We start from the raw sequence: 21,315 nt of genomic DNA, 5'->3' as shown, positions 1-21,315 counted from the left end.
TGCCCACCCCGATTCCAGGAGCCCCCATGACCACAACTTCCCTGGCGGCCGAGGCAGCCCCGTCCACGCGCACCGACTTTGCCGAAACGCCGCCGGTCCGGTCCAAGGGCCGGATCGATCCCACGTACTACTGGATGGTGGTGCCGGTCCTGGCACTCTTCGCCTTCTTCATCACCCTGCCGGCACTCGTGGGTGTGTTCTTCAGCCTGACCAACTACGCCGGCTACGGCGACTGGAAGTTCATCGGCCTGTCCAACTACGTCAACATCTTCAAGGATCCGGCGGTCCTGCAGTCGTACATCTTCACGTTCGTCTTTGCCCTGACCACCACCGTGGTGGTCAACGTCGTGGCACTGGCCATCGCGCTTGGCCTGAACGCCAAGATCAAGTGGCGCACCGGCATCCGCACCGTCTTCTTCATCCCCATGGTGCTGTCCGCCCTGATCGTGTCCTTCGTGTTCAACTACCTGTTCTCGAACACGCTTCCGGTCCTGGCTGAGCGGTTCGGCGTCACCCCGTTGGCCACCAGCATCCTGGCCAACGAAAACCTCGCCTGGCTGGCGATCGTGCTGGTCACTGTGTGGCAGGCCGCGCCCGGTGCCACCATCATTTACCTCGCGGGGCTGCAGAGCGTGCCGGCCGAAGTTTACGAAGCCGCGGACCTGGACGGGGCCGGCAGCTTCCGCCAGTTCCTCAGCCTCACGTTGCCCCTCATCCTCGGCTACCTGGTGATCAACGTGATCCTCGGCTTCAAGGGATTCCTGGGGACGTACGAGATCATCGTGGGCCTCACCGGCGGCGGACCCGGCATGGCGACGCAGTCAGTGGCCATGCGCATCTTCTCCGGCTTCACGGGCGGCGACTACTCCTACCAGATGGCCAACGCGGTCATCTACTTCCTGATCACCTTGCTGATCTCCGTCATCCAGCTGCGCCTCATCCAGCGCCGGGGGGTATCTCTCTAATGACTTCACCAACTCTCACCCGCTCCGCGCTCGCCGCGACGAAGGCAACAGTCCGCAGGAACCGCAGGTCCAGCCGCGAAGGCTTCAAGGTCAACTGGTGGCTCACCGCCCTCATGCTGGCGGCCTCGCTGACAGTCCTGCTGCCGCTGTACTTCACCGTGGCCATGGCACTGAAGTCCCCGGACCAGATCGGCACCGGTACCGGTCTTGCCTGGCCCACCCCGATGAACTGGGAAAACTTCGCCGCAGCGTACGTGGCAACCAACTTCCCGCGCGCCTTTATGTCCACGGCCTTCGTCACCGTTCTCAGCGTGCTCGGCTCACTGGCCTGCAGCTCGCTGGTGGCGTACGCGATCGCACGGAACTGGAACCACCGGTTCTTCCGCGGGTCCTTCGTGTACCTGCTCTCGGCCATGTTCATCCCGTTTCCGGTCATCATCCTGCCCCTGATCAAGCAGACTGCACTGCTTGGGCTGGACAACCCGGCCGGCGTCGTCTTCCTGCACGTGCTGGGCGGCATCTCGTTCAACGCGCTGCTCTACATCGCCTTCGTCCGGTCCATCCCGGTGGAGCTGGAGGAATCGGCCCGGATGGACGGGGCCACCACGTGGCAGGTATTCCGCAAGATCATCTTCCCGCTGCTGGCCCCGATGAACGCGACGGTGGGCATCTTCGCCTTCCTGGGTTCGTGGAACGACTTCCTACTGCCGCAGATGATGATCGCCGACCCTGCACTGCAGACCCTCCCCGTGGTGCAGATGCTGTTCCAGGGCGAATTCAACACCAACTACAGCCTCGCGTTCGCGTCCTACCTGATGGCCATGGCACCCACCCTGGTGGTTTACATCCTGGCCCAACGTTGGGTACTGTCCGGAGTCATGCGCGGGGCAGTTAAATAGCCATCACAATCCACCCAGCAACAACAACCCAACAAAAAGAAAAGGATCATCCTTTGTCCACCACTGCCACTCTGGCAACCCTGTCCGATTCTGACCGCCTGGCCGATCCCAACTGGTGGCGCCAGGCCGCGGTGTACCAGATCTACCCGCGCAGCTTCTCCGATTCCAACGGCGACGGCCTGGGTGACATCAAGGGCATCACGGCCAAGGTCCCGTACCTGAAGGAACTGGGGATCGACGCCGTGTGGCTCAGCCCGTTCTACCCGTCGGCCCTGGCCGACGGCGGCTACGACGTGGACGACTACCGCGATGTGGACCCCAAGCTGGGCACCCTGGCGGACTTCGACGAGATGGCCAAGGCCCTGCACGCCGCGGGCATCAAGCTGATCGCCGACATCGTCCCCAACCACTCCTCGAACCGGCACGAATGGTTCAAGGAAGCACTCGCCTCGCCGAAGGGCTCGGCCGCGCGCGACCGCTACATCTTCCGTGACGGCAAGGGTCCCAACGGCGAGTTCCCGCCGTCGGACTGGGACTCCGTGTTCGGCGGACCGGCCTGGGAACGCATCACGGAACCGGACGGAACCCCCGGCCAGTGGTACATGCACATCTTCGCCAAGGAGCAGCCGGACCTGAACTGGTCCAGCCGCGAGGTCCGCGATGACTTCCTCAAGACCCTGCGCTTCTGGTCCGACCGCGGCGTGGACGGCTTCCGCGTGGACGTGGCGCACGCCCTCACCAAGGACCTCACCGAACCGCTGCTCTCCAAGCTGGAGCTGAGCGCGGCCAACACCGGCACGGACGGGTTCGACGACGGCTCGCACCCCTTCTGGGACCGCGACGACGTGCACGACATCTACGTCGAATGGCGCGAGGTGTTCAACGAATACAACCCGCCGCGCACCGCCGTCGCCGAGGCCTGGGTGCACGCCACCCGCCGCGCCCGCTACGCCAGCCCCGAGGGCCTGGGCCAGGCCTTCAACTTCGACCTGCTCCAGGCCGACTTCAGCGCCGATGATTTCCGCGAAATCATCACCCACAACCTGGCCGAAGCCGCGGCCACCGGTGCGTCCTCCACCTGGGTGTTCTCCAACCACGACGTCGTCCGGCACGCCACGCGCTACGGCCTGCCGAAGACGTCCGAGGGCAAGAAGCACGCCAAGGGCCAGGACGGCAAGGACTGGCTGCTGGCCGGCGGGCCCAAGGAGGAACTGGATGTGGAACTCGGCGAGCGCCGCGCCCGCGCCGCCACCCTGCTGATGCTCGCTGTCCCCGGGTCCGCATACCTCTACCAGGGCGAGGAACTGGGCCTGCAGGAAGTGGCGGAGATTCCCGACGCCGAACGCCAGGATCCCTCGTTCTTCCGGAACAAGGGCGTTGAGGTGGGCCGTGACGGCTGCCGCGTGCCGCTGCCCTGGAAGGTCGAAGGGACCTCCTTCGGCTTTGGCGACGGCGGCGCGCACCTGCCGCAGCCGGACTGGTTCAGCAAGTACGCGGTCGAGGCGCAGGACGGCACCGAAAACTCCACGCTGGAGCTGTACCGCACGGCCCTGAAGCTGCGCCGGGAACTCCAGGCCGACGAGGAGCTGGAGTGGGTGGAGACCGGCAACCCCGAGGTCCTGCACTTCAGCCGCCCGGGCGGCTGGCAGTCCGTCACCAACTTCGGGGACACCGCCGTCGAACTTCCGGCAGGGACCGTGCTGGTCAGCAGCTCCCCGCTGGAGGACGGCAAACTTGGCGCCAACAGCACCGTCTGGCTGCGCTGACCTACCTCCTTCGCACGCACTGGTGGCGGGGCCCGGCCGGGCCCCGCCACCTGTGCGTCTGCCCCGACTCATGAAAGAGTGACGCCATGACCGAACACAACACCCCGTCCTCTGCGCAGGAACTCATCTACGGATGCATGGGCCTCGGCGGCAGCTGGTCCGACGAGCCGCACGGTTCCGTCCATGTGGACGAGGCCGCTGCCGCCGTCGAGGCTGCGCTGGCTGCCGGCATCACGCTGTTCGACCACGCCGACATCTACCGCCGGGGCAAGTCCGAGGCGGTGTTCGGTGAAGTCCTGGCGGCAACGCCCGGGCTGCGCGAGAGGATCCGGCTGCAGACCAAGTGCGGGATCCGGCTGGGCGAGCCCGGGCTGGCCGGCCACTATGACCTCAGCCGGGAGTCCATCCTGGAACGGGTCGGCGCCAGCCTGCAGAGGCTGCGGACGGACTACCTGGACGTGCTCCTGCTGCACCGCCCTGATCCGCTGACGGACGTTGCGGAGGTGGCCGCCGCCGTCGGGCAGTTGCTGGCCGAGGGCAAGGTGCGGGCGCTTGGGGTGTCCAACATGTCCGGCGCGCAGATCCAGGCGCTGCAGGACCGGCTGGAGGTGCCCGTGGTGGCCAACCAGCTGGAGATGAGCCTCCTGAAACGCGCCTGGCTGGAGAGCACCGTCCTGGTGAACCATGCCGAGTCGCTGGACTACAGCTTTCCGCACGGGACGCTGGAGTACTGCGCAAGCAACGGCGTTACGCTGCAGGCCTACGGCGCGCTGGCCCGGGGGCTGTACACCGGGGCGGGCCCGGACGACCCCACGGCGGCCGAGGCTGCCACCGCCGAGCTGGTGGGGGAGCTGGCCCGCGAACACAACACCAGCGGGGAGGCTGTCCTCCTCGGCTGGCTGATGAAGCACCCCGCGGGGATCGCGCCGGTGATCGGCACCGTGAACCCGGCAAGGATCGCCGCCTGCGCGGACGCCGCCCGGGTGGCCCAGGCCATGACCAGGGCCCAGTGGTACGGGCTGTGGGTCACGGCGAGGGGCAGCAACCTCCCCTGATCCCAAGCAGGTCCGGTCATATCCCGTTTAGTTCGTATTGATCCTCACAAGCGGGCCATTTTCTGCGGCGTCCGGGTTGTCGGGCGGATACGGTAGATACATGACGTCTACCACCGCCACCGAGACCGTACGGCCGGAACGCAATATCCCCGCAGAGATCGCCCGATCGTGGCTTCTCGTCAATGCCATGAAAACGGAGCTCTTTGACCAGTCGGCCATTTCCCGCGCCGACTCGATCATCCTCGACATCGAGGACGCTGTGGACCCGTCGCAGAAGGACCGCGCCCGTGGCCACGTGGTGGACTGGCTCTCCGGCGGCGGCAAGGCCTGGGTCCGGATCAACGATGCCACCAGCCCGTTCTGGGCCGACGACCTCGCCGGCCTGCGCGGCACCCCCGGCTTGCTGGGCGTAATGCTGGCCAAGACCGAATCCGCTGACCAGGTCACCGAAAGCTTCCACCGCATGGACGGCAAAACGCCGGTCATCCCGCTGGTGGAATCCGCCCTCGGCATCGAGGAAGCCAACAACATCGCCAAGGCCCAGGGCGCCTTCCGCCTGGCCTTCGGCTCCGGCGACTTCCGCCGCGACACCGGCATGGCAGCTACCCAGGAAGCCATGGCCTACCCCCGCGCCAAGCTGGTGGTTGCCAGCCGCGTCGGCAACCTGCCCGGCCCCATCGACGGACCCACCGTGGGCACCAACCACCCCATCCTGCGCGAGCAGACCGCAGTCACCGTAATGATGGGCATGACGGGCAAGCTGTGCCTCGCCATCGACCAGACCGCCATCATCAACGAGGTCATCAGCCCCACGCCGTCGGACGTCGCCTGGGCCACGGACTTCATGTCCGACTTCGAGGCCAACGGCCGCGTCATCCGTGACGGCTCGGACCTGCCCCGCCTGGGCCGCGCCGAGAAGATCATGAAGCTCGCGGTAGCCTTTGGCGTGCAGCCGGCGCTCTAGCCCAGTCCAGTTCAGGAGACCCCGTGACCGATACCCGTTATCTGGTGCACGGGGTCTTTTGGGACGGGGAGCCGGCCCCGGGGCAGGAGTACGACGGCGGCAGTCCGGTCCTGCGCCTTCAGCCGCCATCCGGTGCATTCCGGGAGGTCAGCCTCCACCCGGGTGCCAGGCTCGGCTTCCAGGTGGCCTCCGGCGGCAGGTTCTGCCTGGGTCACCACAAGGTCCACTCGGAGTCCCGCCGCGACCACGTGCTGTGCCCGGCCGCCGCTCCCGCCGCCAAAGGCAAGCAGTGCGAGCGCTGCTTTGTGCTGGACGACTCCAGGCTCATCCATGATTTCCACCGCGGCGGCCGCGTGCCGGCCGGACTGCGGACCTACCTGATGCAGCAGCACTGGCTGTACGTCGCAACCTTCGCGGGCGGCGCCAGCAAGGTGGGAACCGCGTCCCACCTGAGGAAATGGAACCGGCTCGCGGAGCAGGGCGCGGTGGTGGCCAGGTACGTGGCCATGGCACAGGACGGCCGGGTAGTGCGGATCCTGGAGGATATGGTCACCCAGGAAGCCGGACTCACCCAGCAGGTCCGTTCCGCGGCCAAGGAGGAGGCTCTCGTGCAGCCCCTTCCCGGATCCGGGCTGGACGCCATCAACGCCCGCCACGCGGCCTCGGTCCGTGCGCTGTTGGCGCGCGCCGCCGTCGAACATTTCAGCATCGTGGACGAACAGTGGGTGCGGCCGGCGCAGGCAACCGGGCTCTGCGAATCCACGGCGCGGCACGCCTACCCGCACGCGCTCGACGGCGGCCGGCACGGCTTTGGTATCGCGGCCCTCAGCGGGACCAACGCCCTGGCGCGGCTGGACGGAACGGACGCCGCCTTTGTGGTGAACCTCGGCCGGCTGGCTGCCCGGACCATCGTCCTGGGGGACTTCGCCTCGGACGTGCCGGCCGTGCAGGAATCGTTGTTCTGAGCCTGCTCGGTAGACTTGGACGGTGCTGAACGAATTCTGGAACACCGCGCCCACCGCCTACAAGGTCATGGTCTTCAGCGCCATGGGGCTGATCGGCGTCGGAATCATCCTGAACCTGATCGGCAACACCTCCGGAAACCAGGGCCTGGCCACCGCGTCCCTGCCGCTGATCGGGCTCGGCCTCCTGCTGCACATCGCCGGGATCGTGGTCCGCGGCCAGGCCATCCGGAAGAAACTTAAGCGCTAGGTGCCGCCGCGCTCCGGCGCACGTGGCTGCGGGCATGCTCTACAGCCGCCGGAAGGTCAGTGAACAGATGTTTGTGGTGTCGGAGTGAGCGGATTACCCCGACGTTGGTCACCAAGGCCAGATGGTCCGGCCGGACTCCCTTGAGTAACACCGTAATGCCGCGCAGCTCCAGGGCAGAAATGACTTCCACGAGGGCATGGGCGCCCGTGGCGTCGAGCATCCGCAGCTGGGAGAGCCTGATGATGGCCACCTGGATGTCCTTCACCTGGCTGATCTCCTGGAGAATGCGTTCTGCCGCGCCGAAGAACATGGCGCCGTCCAGCCGGAAGATGGCAATATGCCCATCACCTTCGGTGCCCGGCCCTGCAATCTCTTCGCGCTGGACGCTGCTCAGCGAGGCGAACTTCCGGAGGGTGAAGAGGGCCGCCGCGGCCAGCCCGATTTGGATCGCGACGATCAGGTCGAAAGCCACGGTGATGAGGGCCGTGATGATAAAGACCGCAGCGTCCGACCGCGTTGAGCGGAGGATCGCGGCAACGGTCGGGCGGGACACCATTCGCGCGGCGGTGACCATCAGAACGCCGCCCAAAGCTGCCAGCGGAATGCGGCTGACCATCCCCGACGCCAGGTAGACGATGCCCAGCAGGACCGCCGCATGAATGGCTGCGGCCAGTCGGGTTTTGGCTCCTGCGCGCACATTGACGGCCGTCCGGGCGATGGCGCCGGTGGCCGGCATTCCGCCAAAGAGGCCGGCGGCGACGGAGGCCAGGCCTTGGCCCGTGAGCTCGCGGTCAGGGCTGTAGGCACTGCTGGGTGTGCCGTCAGGACCTCTCATTCCCGCGGCAACCCGCGCCGAGAGCAGGGATTCGATGGCTGCCAGGCACGCAATGGCCACGGCCGGCATCGCCAGGCTGCCCAGAGAGGCCAGATCAAGTGTGGGGAAAGCGGGGGACGGCAGGGAATGCGGCAATGGACCGATCCGCGGGATCTCCAGCTCGAGGAGTTCGGCCGCTGCGGTGGCCAGCAGCACAGCGAGCAGGCTCGCGGGGAGGGCCCGAAACAGCTTCTGCACCAGGATCATTACGACGGCGACACCCGCCACGAGCGCTAGCGTCAGCAGGACCGTGGGCGGCTCTGCCCGGGACGCGGCTTCAACGGCTGCCAGGAGGGTGTTGTGCCCCGGGATGCCCGATGTGCCGGTAGCCAGCGGAACCTGCTGGAGGAGGATGATAGCGGCGATGCCCAGTGTGAAGCCTTCCACCACAGGCCAGGGGATGAATGCCACCGCCCGGCCCAGGCCGCTGATTCCCAGTAGGCAGACCAGCAGACCCGCCATCAGGGACAGCAGTGCCACGCTGCCGGTGCCGTGGACGGCCACCACCGGTGCAAGGACCACCACCATTGCGCCGGTTGGCCCGGACACCTGCACCGGGGATCCACCCATGATCGCAGCCACCAGCCCTGCCACGATTGCCGTGACCAGTCCGGCTTCGGCACCCACCCCGGAGCTGACGCCGAACGCCAGGGCCAGCGGCATGGCCACGATCCCCACGGTGATGCCCGCCAGCAGATCCGCCCGCCAGGACTGCCGGAGTCCGGTGTAATCGTTCCGTGAAGGCAGGAACCGTTTCAGCCCGCGTGAGGCTTGGCGCAGGTCGTGGCTCACGGGGCTGATCCTGCCCGCAGGTGCCCGGCGGGCAGCTGCTGTGCCAGCCGGAGCTGTTCGTTGGAGTCGGCGAGGCTGTCCAGCAGGAAGCTGCGCGCGATTGCAAGGAGCTCCGCAACGCCAGGGTGGGCCAGGCGGTACGTCACGGCGTTGGCGGAACGCACCGACGTCACCACCTTGTGCTTTCGCAGCGTGGCCAGATGCTGGGAGAGGTGGGAAGCTTCCAGCCCGGTCTCGGCAAGGAGGTAGCTCACCGCGGCCGTGTTCTCCGGCGCGGCAGCAAGCAGCTCCAAAATCCGGATCCGCGCGGGATGGGCCAGCGCTTTGAACAGGTTGGCCTTGATCTGGTACAACGGAGCCTGGGCGGGAGTCAACATGCGGAGTGCTCCTGGGCGGAATAGGGGACCATCCAAGGACTCCTGGACACAGGATTCAAATCACTTGATGGAATGATGAAATCATCATATCAGTATTCTGCAAGGCCCCTTGGCCCGCTGGCAACGATAGGCTTGACGCCATGACTATCAATCCGGACCTGCAGGGCCGCAGCTACCCTGCCGCAGAGGTATACGACGTCGGCCGCGAGAAAATCCGCGAGTTCGCCCGCGCCGTCAAGGCCACGCACCCAGCCCACTTCGACGTCGAGGCAGCCAAAGCCCTGGGCCACAGCGACCTGGTGGCGCCGCCCACGTTCGCAATCATCATCGCCCAGCGCGCCGACGCCCAGCTGATCGAGGATCCGGATGCCGGTATCGACTTCACCCGCGTGGTCCACGCCGACCAGCGGTTCATTCACCACCGCCCCATCTTCGCCGGCGACCGGCTGGTGGCGGAACTGCACGTTGACGGCGTCCGCGCCATGGGAGGCGGGGCCATGATCACCACCCGCCAGGAAATTTTTGCCCTCGCCGCTGACGATTCGCGTGAGAGCGTCGCCACCACCACCTCATCCATCCTCGTCCGCGGAGAGGGACAGTAACCATGAGCCCCACTTTCAGCGAACTCACGGCCGGCCAGGACATCGGCAGCCGCACCGTCGAGGTCTCCCGCACGGACCTGGTCAAGTACGCCGGCGCGTCCGGCGACTTCAACCCCATCCACTGGAACGAAGCCTTCGCCACCGGCGTCGAACTTCCGGGCGTCATCGCGCACGGCATGTTCACCATGGGTGCAGCTGTCCAGCTGGTGACGGACTGGGCAGGCGACCCCGCCGCCGTCGTCGATTTCCAGACCCGCTTCACCAAGCCCGTTCTCGTGGCAGACACCACCGGAACCACCGAGCCCGGGGCCACCATCGAGGTCAGCGGAGCCATTGGAAAGCTCGACGCCGATGCCGGCACCGCCCGCGTTGACCTCACCGTGGTCTCGGCCGGCCAGAAAGTTCTGATGAAGGCCCAGGCCGTGGTCAGGCTCTCCTGAACCGCAGGGAGCCTTTGACCACCACAGCAACAGTTGCTCCTGAGGTCACCGCCTGGCGCAACGCCGTGGTGGTGGCCTACGGGGCCAGCGGTCTGGCGTTCGCGTCCTGGGTGTCACGCCTGCCGGCCATCCGGGACGGACTGGACCTGACGCCGGGCAACATCGGCATGCTTCTGCTGTGCATGACACTCGGTTCCTTTATCTCAGTGTCCGCGTCCGGCCTGATTGTGCTCCGGCTTGGGTCGAAACGGACCATCCGGACCGGCAGCATCATGGTGGGCTGCGGCCTCGCGATCGCAGGATTCGGGACCTCGGTCCTTGCCACCCCCGTGGCGGTAGCCGTGGGCCTGGCCATCATCGGCCTGGGCACCGCCAGCTGGAACACCGCCTCCAATGTGGAGGGCGCCGCGGTGGAACGCGCGGTGGGCAGGCACATCATGCCCAGGCTGCACGGCGCGTTCAGCCTGGGCACGGTGGCCGGCGCCGGGCTTGGCGCCTGGGCCGCTGCGGCCTCGGTTCCGGTCCTCTGGCACCTTGCGGCGGCCGGCGCCGTGGTTGCGGTGTCGGTGACGACGGCGGCCGCCTGGTTCCGCGCTGATGTCACCCCGGTGGCGGGGGACCGGACGTATGCCCCGGACACGTTCGGGGACCCCTCCACGGGACCGATCCCCGTCATCACACCCGGTGCCGCGCAGGCCGACCGTGTCCCGCTGGACAACAAGCGGAAGATCGCCCAGGCCTGGCGGGACAGGCGCACCCTGCTGCTCGGCGTGATGGTCCTGGGGCTGGCGCTTGCTGAAGGGGCGGCGGGCGACTGGGTTGCCCTGGCCCTCGCCGACGGCCACGGCCAGACGGACGCCGCCGGTGCGGCCGGATACGGCCTTTTCGTCACGTTCATGACCATCGGGCGGTTCGCCGGCACCCTGGTCCTGGACCGTTTTGGCCGGGTCCCGGTGATGCGCTGGTGCGCCGCCCTGGCCGTGATCGGGCTGGGGCTGTTTGTGTTCGCCCCGGTGCCGTGGCTCGCCTTCGTGGCACTGGCCATCTGGGGGCTTGGCGCCTCGCTGGGGTTCCCGGTGGGAATGTCCGCCGCCGCTGACGACCCCGCAAAGGCAGCAGCCCGCGTCTCGGTGGTCTCCACGATCGGCTACGGCGCCTTCCTGTGCGGCCCGCCGCTGCTCGGCCTGCTGGCGGAACACGTGGGCATCCTGCATTCGCTGCTGGCCGTCATGGTGATGCTGGTGATGAGCTTCCTGCTCTCGCCGGTTGCGCGGAAAATTCCCTAGCTTTCCCCTGCGTTAGGCTGGTTTGGTGACCCAGACACTCCTTTCTACCCTGACCACGGCTGCCGTCGGTGGCCCCGCAGGCAAGTACATCGAGGCCAGGACCGAGGCGGAGATCATCGACGCCGTGCGGGCGGCAGACGCGGCGGGGGAGCAGGTCCTCATCATCGGCGGCGGTTCCAACCTCCTGATTTCCGACGACGGGTTCCCCGGTACGGTGGTCAAAATCGCTTCGGAGGGTTTCACCGTGAACGCGGAGGACTCCTGCGGCGGCGTTGCGGTGGTGGTCCAGGCCGGGCATAACTGGGATGCGCTGGTGGAGCACGCTGTGCTGCACGCCTGGTCCGGGATTGAGGCACTGGCCGGCATCCCCGGCGCCACGGGTGCCACTCCGGTCCAGAATGTGGGGGCCTACGGCTCGGACGTCTCGCAGACCATCGCTGCTGTGAGGACGTGGGACCGGACCCGGAACGCGGTCCAGACCTTTACCAACTCCGAGCTGAAGTTCGGCTACCGGGATTCAATCCTCAAGCAGACCACCGTCGACGGATCGCCCCGCTACGTCGTGCTGACGGTGGAGTTCCAGTTGCCGCTGGGCAGGATGAGCGCCCCCATCCGTTATGCCGAGCTGGCCCGGTCCCTGGGCGTGGAGCCGGGCAAACGGGCCTATTCCAATGATGTCCGCCGGGAGGTGCTGCGGCTGCGTGCCTCCAAGGGGATGGTGCTGGACCCGGCCGACCGGGACACCTATTCCACGGGCTCGTTTTTCACCAACCCCATCGTTCCGGTTGAGGTGGCGTCACGGCTGCCCGATTCCGCACCGCGGTATCCGGCAGGGTCTGACGGGCTCGTGAAACTGTCCGCTGCGTGGCTCATCGACCAGTCCGGCTTCGGCAAAGGCTACGGGCTGGAGGACGGCAGCGTGTCCGGCGGACGGGCTTCGCTTTCCACCAAGCACACGCTGGCCATCACCAATCGCGGCTCCGCCAGCGCCGCGGACATGGTGGCCGTCGCGCGCGAGGTGCGTGCCGGCGTCGTCGAACGCTTTGGCATTGAACTTCACCCGGAACCGCTGCTTATCGGCGTGGCGCTTTAGCGTCATCCGGGAGGCCGGCGTCGTCGTTCGTGCCGCGTTCTCCGGCTAGGAGCCGGACGTTCGCCGCCATCCCGAGCACGGCCGCCCCCCAGCCGGTCAGGGCGAGGTAGGGGCCCATGAACAGCCAGACCAGGAGGCCGGGGAGGGACGGATTTCCGCCGCCGGCAAGGATGCATACCACCAGGCCGGTGACGGCAACGGCGTGTGACAGGATCCAGAGGGCCTTCCCGCTGAGCGGGTGGCGCTTCCAGTCGCGGAGGATGTGGAGTGTGTCGCGGGACACCCGGATCCCGGGAAAGAGGACGGCGTAGCCTCCGCCGAGGCTGAAGGCCAGCGATGACAGCAGCAGCGAGAGTTCTGATTCGCCGTTGGCCAGGAACCCGGTGACGGCCGGAACCCCCACCGCCACACCAATCAGGACCGAAACGGTCCCTCCCACCAGCCACCCTTTTGTTTCGCGCGCGAACAACTGCCACAAACTCCCCAAAGTCATGGTCCTACCCTATCCGCCAGGCCTTGGGGCGCGGACCATGGCGGCCAGGCGGCCCAAACCCGGGCATTCAGCCCATGCGGCGGACTTCGTCAACAACCTAGGATGAGGGGATGGCAGGAACGTCGTCACAACGCGTGAGCAGCAAGGTCATGGGCAGGCTCCGGCTGGCCTCCCAGGGACTTCTCGGACCGGGTCTGGGCTCTGCAGCAGAGGCTGTGCGCTGGATGACGGCCTCCCAGGCCCAGGACCTGCAGGCGGCGCTGTGGGCCATCGGACTGCGCGTTCCCGGATCCGGGCTGACTGACGTCCGGGCAGCCCTGGACAGCGGAAGCGTGGTCCGCTCCTGGCCGATGCGGGGAACTCTCCACCTGGTGGCGCCGGAGGACCTGCGCTGGATGCTGGGACTTACCGCCGAGCGGCTCACCCGCAGCATTGCGGGCCGGCACCGCGAGCTGGACATCACGTGGGCGGACATCGAAAAGTGCCGCGATGTTGCCCTGGAGCGCGTGGCCGGTGGCGGTTCCTTGAGCAGGGCTGAGCTCTTCGGGGTATTTGAGGCGGCGGGGCAGCCCACCACCGGCCAGCGCGGGATCCACATCCTGGGGACGTTGTGCCGGCACGGATGGCTGGTTCAAGGCCCATTGGCCGGAAACCAGCAGTTGCTGGTGGCGTTCGATGAATGGATCCCGGTGTCGCGGACTCTTGAGCGGCAGGAGGGAATCGCCGAGTTCATGCTGCGCTACTTCCGGAGCCACGGCCCGGCCACCATCCGCGACTTCGCATGGTGGACCCAAATCCCCCTGACTGATGTGCGGCCGGCGTTTGAGCTGGTCAGGGGGCAGCTGGTCGAACTCGAATTCGGCGACACGAGCTATTGGATGTCACCGGAGACCGCGTCGCTGCTCGACGACGGTGTTCCGGGCCAGCGGTCCGTCCTCCTGCTGCCCGGGTTCGACGAGTTTGTGCTCGGCTACCAGGACCGAAGCCTGGTCCTGGCGCGGGAGCACGCCAACAAGATCGTTCCCGGCGGCAACGGAGTGTTCAAGAAGACCATCGTGGCCGGGGGAGAGGTGACCGGCACCTGGGCGCGCGCCGGGACCACCAGGAGCGCCGCCGTCGTGCCTGAGCTCTTTGACGACGCCAGGCCGCTCGGACCCGGGGCTGACGCCGCCTTCAACAAAGCCGCCCAGCAGTACCTGGCGTTCCTCGACAGCTGAACCGACGCCCCTAACGCAAAAGCGGCCCTGGCCCGCTTGGACGGTGCTGGGCGGCACAGTCCAAGCGGGCCAGGGCCGCTGAAGGGAAAAGCTGGGGCTACAGGTTCCCGGTGGCGATGTTGAGCATGCGGCGCAGCGGTTCGGCGGCGCCCCAGAGCAGCTGGTCACCGACGGTGAACGCACTGATGTACTGCGGGCCCATCTCCATCTTGCGGATACGGCCCACCGGGATGTCCAGTGTGCCGGAGGCTGCCACGGGAGTCAGCTCGGCCATGGAGGCTTCCTTGGTGTTCGGGATGACCTTGGCCCACTGGTTGTCCTCGGCCAGGAGCTTCTCGATCTCGGCCACGGACAGGTCCTCGCGGAGCTTGAGCGTGAGGGCCTGGGAGTGGGAGCGCATGGCGCCGATCCGGACGCAGAGGCCGTCCATGATGATGCGGTTCTCGTCCGAGGTGCCCAGGATCTTGTTGGTCTCAACCCCGGCCTTCCACTCTTCCTTGGACTGCCCGTTGCCCAGGTCCGCGTCGATCCAGGGGATCAGCGAACCGGCCAGCGGCACGCCGAACTGGCTGGCGTCGATGTCGGTGCGCTGGTGGGCCAGGACCTTGCGGTCGATTTCCAGGATGGCCGACGCCGGGTCGTCCAGTTCCGAGCTGACCTCGGCGTTGAGCGTGCCGAACTGGCTGAGCAGCTCTCGCATGTGCCGGGCGCCGCCGCCGGAAGCAGCCTGGTAGGTCATGGACGTGCCCCATTCGACGAGGCCGTTCTTGAACAGCCCGCCAAGGCCCATCAGCATGCAGGACACGGTGCAGTTGCCGCCGATGAAGTCCCTGGTGCCGTTGACCAGGCCCTTGTCGATGACGTCGCGGTTGATCGGGTCCAGCACGATGATCGAGTCGTCGTTCATGCGCAGGGTGGAGGCGGCGTCGATCCAGAGGCCGTCCCAGCCGCGGCCGCGCAGTTCGGTGTGCACGCGCTTGGTGTAGTCCCCGCCCTGGGCGGTGACAATAATGGGCAGCTTAGCCAGGGTGTCGACGTCGAACGCGTCCTCGAGCTTGCCGGCCCCATCAGCGAACGACGGGGCGGCACCTCCTGCGTTTGAGGTGGAGAAGAACACCGGGTTGATGTTGGCGAAGTCGCCCTCGTCCTGCATGCGCTGCATCAGGACGGAGCCGACCATGCCACGCCAACCGACAAGTCCAACGGACGGGGTAGCTGCTGTAGTCATTCGTACAGTTTAGACTTCGGAACCGGCGGGGCGCAGTCGGTTACGTCACTGCCGCCGGCCGGGTCAGTGGGCGTGTCATTCGTGTGCTTCGCCTAGATCGATTCATCCGGGAACGGACGGGTGCTGTCGGGGAAGTTTTCGCGGGTAATGGCAATCCCGGACGGGTTGGCTTCGAACCAGCTGCGGGCCTTGTCGTCGTTGAGGGCGAAGCGGGGCTTGGGCAGCCCCTTCAGGCGCCGCAGCTTGGACGCCTTCCATTCCCGGCGGAGGCTACGGATCGCGAGGAGCCACCCGCCGGTGAAGAGCGCCGTAAACACAAGCCCGAAGAGACCAAGGAGGATGTTGAGGCCGACAACTCCGATGATCAGAACCAGCGGCGCAACAATGGCGGGTATCGTCATCAGGATGGTGACGATGTACAGGCCTGTCGTGGTGTGGACCGAGTAGTTTCCGGATGGCTGCGAGCCACCGATGCCCCATTCGTCCTGTGTATAGGCGTAGACCGTTCGTTCCATCCCGGTGGCGTAGTAGTATGGACGGTCAACAATGATGCTTCGCACCGACGGATCAGATGCCATCAGCTGCCCCGGCTTCAGACCTGAAAGCGCTCAGCGCGGCGGTCAGTTCGTCGTCGGTCTGCGCCAGTGATTCATCCCCAACAACGTCATCGAGCGCGACGGCGTGAACCCAGCCACGGCTGTCTTTTCGGATGAGTAGCTGCCGCCCGCCGCGGAGCAGTCCGGTCCTGATCCTGACGCCACCGTCCGGGCTCCTGGTCAAGTGGTCGCGGACTATGTAGGCTTCGGCGGCTTCGGCGGACACGTTGGGGTCCTGCGGAAGGGCGAACCAGCTCATCATGGTTCTCGGCTGAAGAAGCAGCTTGGTCCGGTCTGACTCGGCGTGCAGCACGGAGTCGCCTTCCGCAGCGTCTACGAGCAAATCCAGCTGCGTCCACCTCTGGGCATTCGCCAGGGTGTAGGCCACGATATCCACCCGCATGTCGAAGTCGACGTCGGAGCCATCTACGGTTGCCAGGCCCCGGGCTATGAGGGACGACAGCCCTGCACGGATAAGCTCCTGGTTCCCGGATTCTTCGCTGAGGCGTAGCCACGTGGCGCTGGCACGGGATCCAGCCGTCGGTTGCAGGTGCAGGAGGTAGGCCATTTCGGCTTGGCCAAATCCGACAGAAGTGTGTGTCTCTGTTTGTTCTGCAGTCATGTTTATCATCCTATGAGTGAGGAGCTGGCTAGAAGCCGAAGAAGTTCTTGACGCCTTCGCCGATGTTTTCTACGACGTCTTCGGCAATTTCTCCACCGGCATCGAACACGTGGTCAATCGTGTCTTTGGCTCCGGGAATCAGCTCAACGGCCGCCCACGCGCCGCCAACCACCATGCACGCTACGCCCACCGGTGGCGGGAAGAATGAGCCTACGCCGAGTGCTGTCTTAAATCCCGATCTCAGGGCGTCGCCGGTTTCGCCAGCGCGGATTGCGTTGATGGTGTCGAGGCCATCCAAGCCGACACTGATCCCGCCGAGAGCGTGACCCGCGGCGTTCAGTCCAAATTTTGCCAGTGGGGCCATGTCAGCTGCCCCGGCGCCCCGGGCCATCTCTGCGAAATCGCCGAATTTGCCGCTGAGCAGGTCAGATGTCCCGGAAAATGCACCCCGCAAACCGTCTGCACGTGCAGCTGCTTCCCAGAGGTCTGTATTGAAGGCCCGCTTAAGGGCGTTCCAGTCCTGCCCGGCCGCGGACAGTGCCCGGATTTCCTCGCCGTGCCGCGCGGCAAACTGTGAGATGTCCCGAAGGCCCAGCGGAACGGCCTTCAGGCCGAGGACGCCGTTGTAGGCGTCCCAGCCCTGGCGGAAAGGGGAGTCTCCGTTCGACATCCACTCCTCACCCAACGGAACGAAGGGCGAGGCGGGAACGCCTGCGGAGATACCTGGCCCGCCGCCGGATCCGGGCGCCCCGTTGCTGGCCTTCTCCTGCTGGTCAGCGTTCTCCAAGAGCTTCTTCGACTCCTGCTTGAGAGCGGAAGCAGCCTGCTGGAGCATTGCCCGGTGGCTGCCGTTCCAGTCCGAGCGGAACCTGGCGGCGTCCTGGCCCTTCCATGAAGGATTGTTGTTGATCTGGTTGCTCAGCAGCGTTGACTGCTGGAGCAGGGTGTCAGACGCCTTGCCGAACTGCTGCGCCAGCGTCCGGAGCCCGGCGACGTCGGCGCCCCACATGTTTCCTGCCACAAGGCATCATCCCCCAAATATCTCCGCAGCAAATCTTCGTCAGGCTGCCTGCACCACTCTATTAGCGGCATGGCGGGGCCGCGATGGGCTGTACTCCCCATCCACCCACGGGCAGCACGCGTCAGCCGCGTTCGCTCTCTTCCAGCACCGCCGCTTTGCGGAGCCGCAGTGCGTAGAACGCGCCGAACGCGAACACTTGCGTCACCACCACCAGCACGATGGCCCCGGCGATTTTGTTGCCGCCCAGGATCATCGTCAGGCCAACAATGGCGGACAGCAGGGCCAGCAGCGGCAGCAGCATGTACCCCAGGACAAAGAGGGTCTCTGGTTTCTTCAGCATCTCAGCCCTGCGTCCTAACCCATTTGGTGAATCTGTACTGCGTGCCGTTGGCGGCCCTGAGCCAGCCGTCCGGCGGAACCGAAGCAGCCGCTTCCCAGGTTTCGCCAAGCTCGGGAGCGAACGTGTCGCCGTCGGCCTCCACGTCGATGGTGGTGACCACCGCAACGTTGGCAAGATCGGTGGACTGGCGGAACACCTCGCCGCCGCCCAGGATCCACACTGTCTCGCCGCCGTCGACGAACTGGGACTCAAGGAGCGCGTCATCCAGGGACGGAACCACGACGGCGCCCTCCGCCTCGGGTGACTCGCCCCAGCCTTTTTGCCTGGTGATGACGATGTTGGTGCGGCCGGGGAGCGGACGGTACTTATCCGGGAACGACAGCCACGTCTTGCGGCCCATGATCACCGGGTGCCCCATGGTCAGCCGGTTGAAGTGCTTCAGGTCCTCGGGCAGGTGCCAGGGCATGTCGCCGTCTTTGCCGATCACACCGCCGGATGTCTGCGCCCACACGAGGCCGACGCCGGTGACGGAAGCGGCGAGTTCCTCGGAAAAAGCCTGCGGGTCTGCTGTGTTCTCGGTGCTCATACGGCGATCGGAGCCTTAATCGTGGGGTGGTGCTGGTAGCCGACCACTTCGAAGTCCTCCAGCGTGTAGTCGAAGATCGACGCCGGCTTCCGTGTGATCCTCAGCTGCGGGGACTCGTACGGTTCGCGCTCCAGCTGCTTGAGGACCTGGTCCATGTGGTTCTCGTAGATGTGCACGTCGCCGCCGGTCCAGACGAACTCGCCAACATCCAGGCCGGCCTGCTGCGCCACCATGTGGGTCAGCAGGGCGTAGGAGGCGATGTTGAACGGAACACCCAGGAACATGTCCGCGGAGCGCTGGTACAGCTGGCAGGACAGCTTGCCGTCCGCAACGTAGAACTGGAAGAACGCGTGGCACGGCGGCAGCGCCATGTCCTTGAGCTCCGAGACATTCCAGGCCGAGACGATGTGCCGGCGTGAGTCCGGATTGGACTTGAGGTTCTCCACGAGCTCGGCGATCTGGTCGATGTGGCCGCCGTCCGGCGTGGGCCAGCTGCGCCACTGGACGCCGTAGACCGGCCCGAGCTCACCTTCGGCGTCGGCCCATTCGTTCCAGATGGTGACGCCCTGGTCCTGCATCCACTTCACATTCGATTCGCCGCGCAGGAACCACAGCAGCTCCACGGCGACGGACTTGAAATGGACACGCTTGGTGGTGATCAGCGGGAAGCTTTTGGCCAGGTCGAAGCGGATCTGGCGGCCGAACACGCTGGTGGTGCCGGTCCCTGTACGGTCGGATTTGTGCGTGCCATGGGCCATGACATCGCGCAGGAGGTCTTCATAAGGCGTAGGGATGCTCACGGCTAAAGTCTACCGGGGCGCTCCGCCCGCGGCCGCCGATGACATCGCGGTGAAGCTGAAAAACGCCACGGCCATGCAGCCGGTCAGCCCTTTCTCAGCCTCCCGCGGACCAGATCGAGCAGCAGCTCATCGCTGAGCCGGGCCTCGCGTCCGGCATTGACCAGAACGTCGACGGCGGCACTCACCGCTGCCGGCACCGGGCCGCCTGCGTGGCCGGCGCCGCCCGGCGGGGTGTGCGCAACCATGGTTCCGTTCCGCCGTCGGGATTCAATCAGGCCGGCCGCCTCGAGTTCCTTGTAGGCCCGGCCGACGGTCCCCGCGGCGATGCCCAGGTCCGCGGCAAGACTCCGGACGGTGGGCAGCCGGCTGCCGGCCGGGAGCGCCCCGATGGCGATCAGCGAGCTGATCTGCGAGCGGATCTGCTCATACGGAGGTGTGGCCGACCGCAGGTCCACAGAGATGCCGGCGTTCACCGCGACCCTTCCGGAACGGGCTGCGCCGGGGCTGCCGGAACGCGGGCGAATCCCCTGACCGGGATCACTGCTATCACCACACCGGCCGCCGCAAGCGCCGCGCCCGCGACGACTGCCGGCTGCCAGGTGAACGTCGACGCGGGCAGTCCCAGCAGCGGCGGCAAGGCATTGCTTGCCGTCATGAGCAGCACCCCGGCCTGGGCCAGGCAGTATGTGGCGATTGTCCGCACCACACGATGAACCGTGATGGCCCGCAGCGCCGCGTCGAGGCCGGGGACGTCGGTGGGAATTCCGCGTCGTACACGCGCCGCGGCCACGGGCAGGCAGGCGATGGCCGCAACGGCGGCGGTGGCCGGCGCTGCAACTACCCAGCCCCGGGACACGTCGAGCCCTGCCTCGCGCAGCTTCCACCCACCCGCCACGTTAACCACCAGGATCACCGCGAAAAGCGCGACGGCGGCGATCGCCGTCGTGAGCAGGGCCGGGCTGACCGCCTGCCGCGGCCAGGTCCTGCGCGCTTCGGGGGAGCCGTAGTTGCGGTGCAGCAGGAGCTCGCCGGTCGCGGCGACCAGCAGCATGGCTGTTGCCATCAGCGCAACCAGGATCACCGGCTGCCCCGGGCCCGCGCCGGGAAGAACGAAGCCCAGCGCGGCGGCGGCGAGCGGGGCCAGTCCCATCGCTGCTCCGAGCGAAACTGACAGGCGCGTGGCCGGATGTGCGGAGGCGGGAGATTCCACCATATGGGTATCGGCCCCTCCTGCCTTCGCGCTCGGCAGTTTCGGCGGAGCCCATCCCCACATGACCAGCAGCACCACGAATGCCGCGAATCCGGCTGGGTTGGTCCAGCTACTGACGTTCGCCGAGGGGTCTGGCCGTGCCGCGAAGTTTCCCGCAATCGCAGCCAGTCCTGTGGCGATGGTCGCAACGGTCCGCAGGAGCCTGTTCATGGCGACGGTCCTCAGCAGGTCGTTCTCCGCCGCGTCCAAGGCCTCCAGTTGCCTCCGGCGGCTGATGAGCGTCAGCACCAGGAGGGTACCCAGGGCCAGTGCCAGCCATCCGGCACCCAGGCAGGCCGCGAGGACCGAACCTTGGATCCGTCCGTCCCCGCCAATGCGGCTGAAGTTCTGGTTGCGTTCCTCGAATCCGTTGAAGGGGTTGGCTTCATATCCGGGGAGCGTGGCCACCCAGCCAATGTGCACGGCCGAGCCCACAAAAATCGCCAGCACGGTCCACGCGAGGGTGCGCGGCAGGAAGTCCCGGACGCGGCGGATTCCCAACGAAGCCAGCCTGCGGGGGAGTTGCGGTCCGGGATAGCTCAGCTGGCCGATCGCATGGACGGCGAGGCAGCCGAGGACAGGCCACGCCAAGGCACCGAGGATGCTCGCGGAGGTGGCCAGCGGGGGAGAAGTGCTTCCGGCGGGAAGGATGCCGGCACTTCCCGCGGACTGCAGGGAGCTTGCCAGCCATCCGATCACGCCGATCCACAGCGAATGCTGGGCGACCGTGACGGATGTAGTCCCTCCGCCCGGGGCCAGGATCACCCACCGCAGCAGCAGGTACAGGCCCGCAGCCAACAGGAAGGGTCCCAGTAGGAGCATGGGCGGAACATTGTGG

The 21,315-nt window shown here is 66.7% G+C and carries 24 protein-coding genes; 12 read left to right on the top strand and 12 right to left on the bottom strand.

Features of this window, described 5'->3' with window-relative positions; translation table 11 throughout:
• The first annotated feature begins 134 nt into the window (after positions 1 to 134).
• The 7 genes from ABV518_RS02850 to ABV518_RS02820 all read left to right on the top strand — a co-directional run bounded on the left by ABV518_RS02850 (position 135) and on the right by ABV518_RS02820 (position 6,861).
• The gene (locus tag ABV518_RS02850; protein WP_367765331.1) at positions 135 to 965 is read left to right on the top strand and encodes a carbohydrate ABC transporter permease; all 831 of its coding nucleotides are present in this window, start codon (positions 135 to 137) and stop codon (positions 963 to 965) included.
• Positions 965 to 1,864 (top strand): carbohydrate ABC transporter permease, encoded by a 900-nt coding sequence (locus ABV518_RS02845; RefSeq protein ID WP_367765277.1) that lies wholly within the window; start codon positions 965 to 967, stop codon positions 1,862 to 1,864. Before ABV518_RS02850 ends, ABV518_RS02845 begins: the two co-directional genes overlap by 1 nt.
• A 53-nt stretch (positions 1,865 to 1,917) precedes the next feature.
• The gene (locus ABV518_RS02840) at positions 1,918 to 3,630 is read left to right on the top strand and encodes a glycoside hydrolase family 13 protein (RefSeq protein ID WP_367765276.1); all 1,713 of its coding nucleotides are present in this window, start codon (positions 1,918 to 1,920) and stop codon (positions 3,628 to 3,630) included.
• Positions 3,631 to 3,716: 86 nt separating this feature from the next.
• Positions 3,717 to 4,685, top strand: a complete 969-nt coding sequence (locus ABV518_RS02835) for an aldo/keto reductase family oxidoreductase (protein ID WP_367765275.1) — start codon at positions 3,717 to 3,719, stop codon at positions 4,683 to 4,685.
• Between the two features lie 100 nt (positions 4,686 to 4,785).
• Positions 4,786 to 5,649 (top strand): CoA ester lyase, encoded by an 864-nt coding sequence (locus tag ABV518_RS02830; protein WP_310161117.1) that lies wholly within the window; start codon positions 4,786 to 4,788, stop codon positions 5,647 to 5,649.
• A gap of 23 nt (positions 5,650 to 5,672) precedes the next feature.
• Positions 5,673 to 6,614 (top strand): DUF2797 domain-containing protein, encoded by a 942-nt coding sequence (locus tag ABV518_RS02825; RefSeq protein ID WP_367765274.1) that lies wholly within the window; start codon positions 5,673 to 5,675, stop codon positions 6,612 to 6,614.
• Positions 6,615 to 6,636: 22 nt separating this feature from the next.
• The gene (locus tag ABV518_RS02820; protein ID WP_367765273.1) at positions 6,637 to 6,861 is read left to right on the top strand and encodes a DUF3188 domain-containing protein; all 225 of its coding nucleotides are present in this window, start codon (positions 6,637 to 6,639) and stop codon (positions 6,859 to 6,861) included.
• Here ABV518_RS02820 and ABV518_RS02815 read toward each other — a convergent pair.
• Positions 6,851 to 8,527, bottom strand: coding sequence for a SulP family inorganic anion transporter (locus ABV518_RS02815; protein ID WP_367765272.1), 1,677 nt, complete (start codon positions 8,525 to 8,527; stop codon positions 6,851 to 6,853). The two genes, ABV518_RS02820 and ABV518_RS02815, sit on opposite strands and share 11 nt — an antisense overlap.
• Complete coding sequence (locus tag ABV518_RS02810; RefSeq protein ID WP_367765271.1) at positions 8,524 to 8,904, bottom strand: ArsR/SmtB family transcription factor; 381 nt, start codon at positions 8,902 to 8,904, stop codon at positions 8,524 to 8,526. The genes ABV518_RS02815 and ABV518_RS02810 overlap by 4 nt, the downstream gene beginning before the upstream one ends.
• Before the next feature lie 140 nt (positions 8,905 to 9,044).
• Between ABV518_RS02810 and ABV518_RS02805 the strand changes: the two genes are divergently transcribed.
• From ABV518_RS02805 to ABV518_RS02790, 4 genes are read left to right on the top strand one after another with little or no spacing between them, the layout of a single operon-like run.
• Positions 9,045 to 9,506: a MaoC family dehydratase N-terminal domain-containing protein gene (locus tag ABV518_RS02805; protein WP_056344520.1), complete on the top strand. Its 462-nt coding sequence runs from the start codon at positions 9,045 to 9,047 to the stop codon at positions 9,504 to 9,506.
• 2 nt (positions 9,507 to 9,508) lie between these two features.
• Positions 9,509 to 9,946, top strand: a complete 438-nt coding sequence (locus ABV518_RS02800; protein ID WP_367765270.1) for a MaoC family dehydratase — start codon at positions 9,509 to 9,511, stop codon at positions 9,944 to 9,946.
• A gap of 14 nt (positions 9,947 to 9,960) precedes the next feature.
• Entirely contained in the window at positions 9,961 to 11,232 is a 1,272-nt protein-coding gene (locus tag ABV518_RS02795) for a sugar MFS transporter (RefSeq protein WP_367765269.1), read from the top strand.
• 25 nt (positions 11,233 to 11,257) lie between these two features.
• Entirely contained in the window at positions 11,258 to 12,325 is a 1,068-nt protein-coding gene (locus ABV518_RS02790) for a UDP-N-acetylmuramate dehydrogenase (RefSeq protein WP_367765268.1), read from the top strand.
• On the opposite strand, the gene ABV518_RS02785 is transcribed toward ABV518_RS02790, so the two are convergent.
• The gene (locus tag ABV518_RS02785; RefSeq protein WP_367765267.1) at positions 12,306 to 12,818 is read right to left on the bottom strand and encodes a hypothetical protein; all 513 of its coding nucleotides are present in this window, start codon (positions 12,816 to 12,818) and stop codon (positions 12,306 to 12,308) included. The genes ABV518_RS02790 and ABV518_RS02785 overlap by 20 nt on opposite strands.
• 110 nt (positions 12,819 to 12,928) lie before the next feature.
• Between ABV518_RS02785 and ABV518_RS02780 the strand changes: the two genes are divergently transcribed.
• The gene (locus tag ABV518_RS02780) at positions 12,929 to 14,035 is read left to right on the top strand and encodes a winged helix DNA-binding domain-containing protein (protein ID WP_367765266.1); all 1,107 of its coding nucleotides are present in this window, start codon (positions 12,929 to 12,931) and stop codon (positions 14,033 to 14,035) included.
• A 97-nt stretch (positions 14,036 to 14,132) separates the two neighbouring features.
• Here the strand turns inward: ABV518_RS02780 and asd are convergent, their stop codons facing one another.
• The 9 genes from asd to ABV518_RS02735 all read right to left on the bottom strand — a co-directional run bounded on the left by asd (position 14,133) and on the right by ABV518_RS02735 (position 21,299).
• Positions 14,133 to 15,263, bottom strand: a complete 1,131-nt coding sequence (gene asd / locus ABV518_RS02775) for an aspartate-semialdehyde dehydrogenase (RefSeq protein WP_367765265.1) — start codon at positions 15,261 to 15,263, stop codon at positions 14,133 to 14,135.
• Positions 15,264 to 15,355: 92 nt separating this feature from the next.
• Entirely contained in the window at positions 15,356 to 15,823 is a 468-nt protein-coding gene (locus tag ABV518_RS02770; RefSeq protein ID WP_367765264.1) for a hypothetical protein, read from the bottom strand.
• 7 nt (positions 15,824 to 15,830) lie between these two features.
• Positions 15,831 to 16,481, bottom strand: coding sequence for a hypothetical protein (locus ABV518_RS02765; protein WP_367765263.1), 651 nt, complete (start codon positions 16,479 to 16,481; stop codon positions 15,831 to 15,833).
• Positions 16,482 to 16,509: 28 nt separating this feature from the next.
• Positions 16,510 to 17,502 carry a WXG100 family type VII secretion target gene (locus ABV518_RS02760; protein WP_367765262.1) on the bottom strand — a complete coding sequence of 331 codons (993 nt, stop codon included), beginning with the start codon at positions 17,500 to 17,502 and terminating at the stop codon, positions 16,510 to 16,512.
• 121 nt (positions 17,503 to 17,623) lie between these two features.
• Positions 17,624 to 17,842 carry an NF038396 family protein gene (locus ABV518_RS02755; protein ID WP_367765261.1) on the bottom strand — a complete coding sequence of 73 codons (219 nt, stop codon included), beginning with the start codon at positions 17,840 to 17,842 and terminating at the stop codon, positions 17,624 to 17,626.
• 1 nt (position 17,843) lies between these two features.
• Complete coding sequence (locus ABV518_RS02750) at positions 17,844 to 18,428, bottom strand: dihydrofolate reductase (protein ID WP_367765260.1); 585 nt, start codon at positions 18,426 to 18,428, stop codon at positions 17,844 to 17,846.
• Complete coding sequence (locus ABV518_RS02745) at positions 18,425 to 19,228, bottom strand: thymidylate synthase (protein WP_367765259.1); 804 nt, start codon at positions 19,226 to 19,228, stop codon at positions 18,425 to 18,427. Before ABV518_RS02745 ends, ABV518_RS02750 begins: the two co-directional genes overlap by 4 nt.
• A gap of 83 nt (positions 19,229 to 19,311) precedes the next feature.
• Positions 19,312 to 19,701 (bottom strand): GntR family transcriptional regulator, encoded by a 390-nt coding sequence (locus ABV518_RS02740; RefSeq protein WP_367765258.1) that lies wholly within the window; start codon positions 19,699 to 19,701, stop codon positions 19,312 to 19,314.
• The gene (locus ABV518_RS02735) at positions 19,698 to 21,299 is read right to left on the bottom strand and encodes a hypothetical protein (RefSeq protein WP_367765257.1); all 1,602 of its coding nucleotides are present in this window, start codon (positions 21,297 to 21,299) and stop codon (positions 19,698 to 19,700) included. The genes ABV518_RS02740 and ABV518_RS02735 overlap by 4 nt, the downstream gene beginning before the upstream one ends.
• Positions 21,300 to 21,315 lie beyond the last annotated feature (16 nt).

The organism is Arthrobacter sp. HS15c (assembly GCF_040812005.1).
GTDB lineage: Bacteria > Actinomycetota > Actinomycetes > Actinomycetales > Micrococcaceae > Arthrobacter.
Note: the sequence above shows the minus strand (reverse complement) of the source record. Positions and strands in the feature narration are given on the sequence as shown.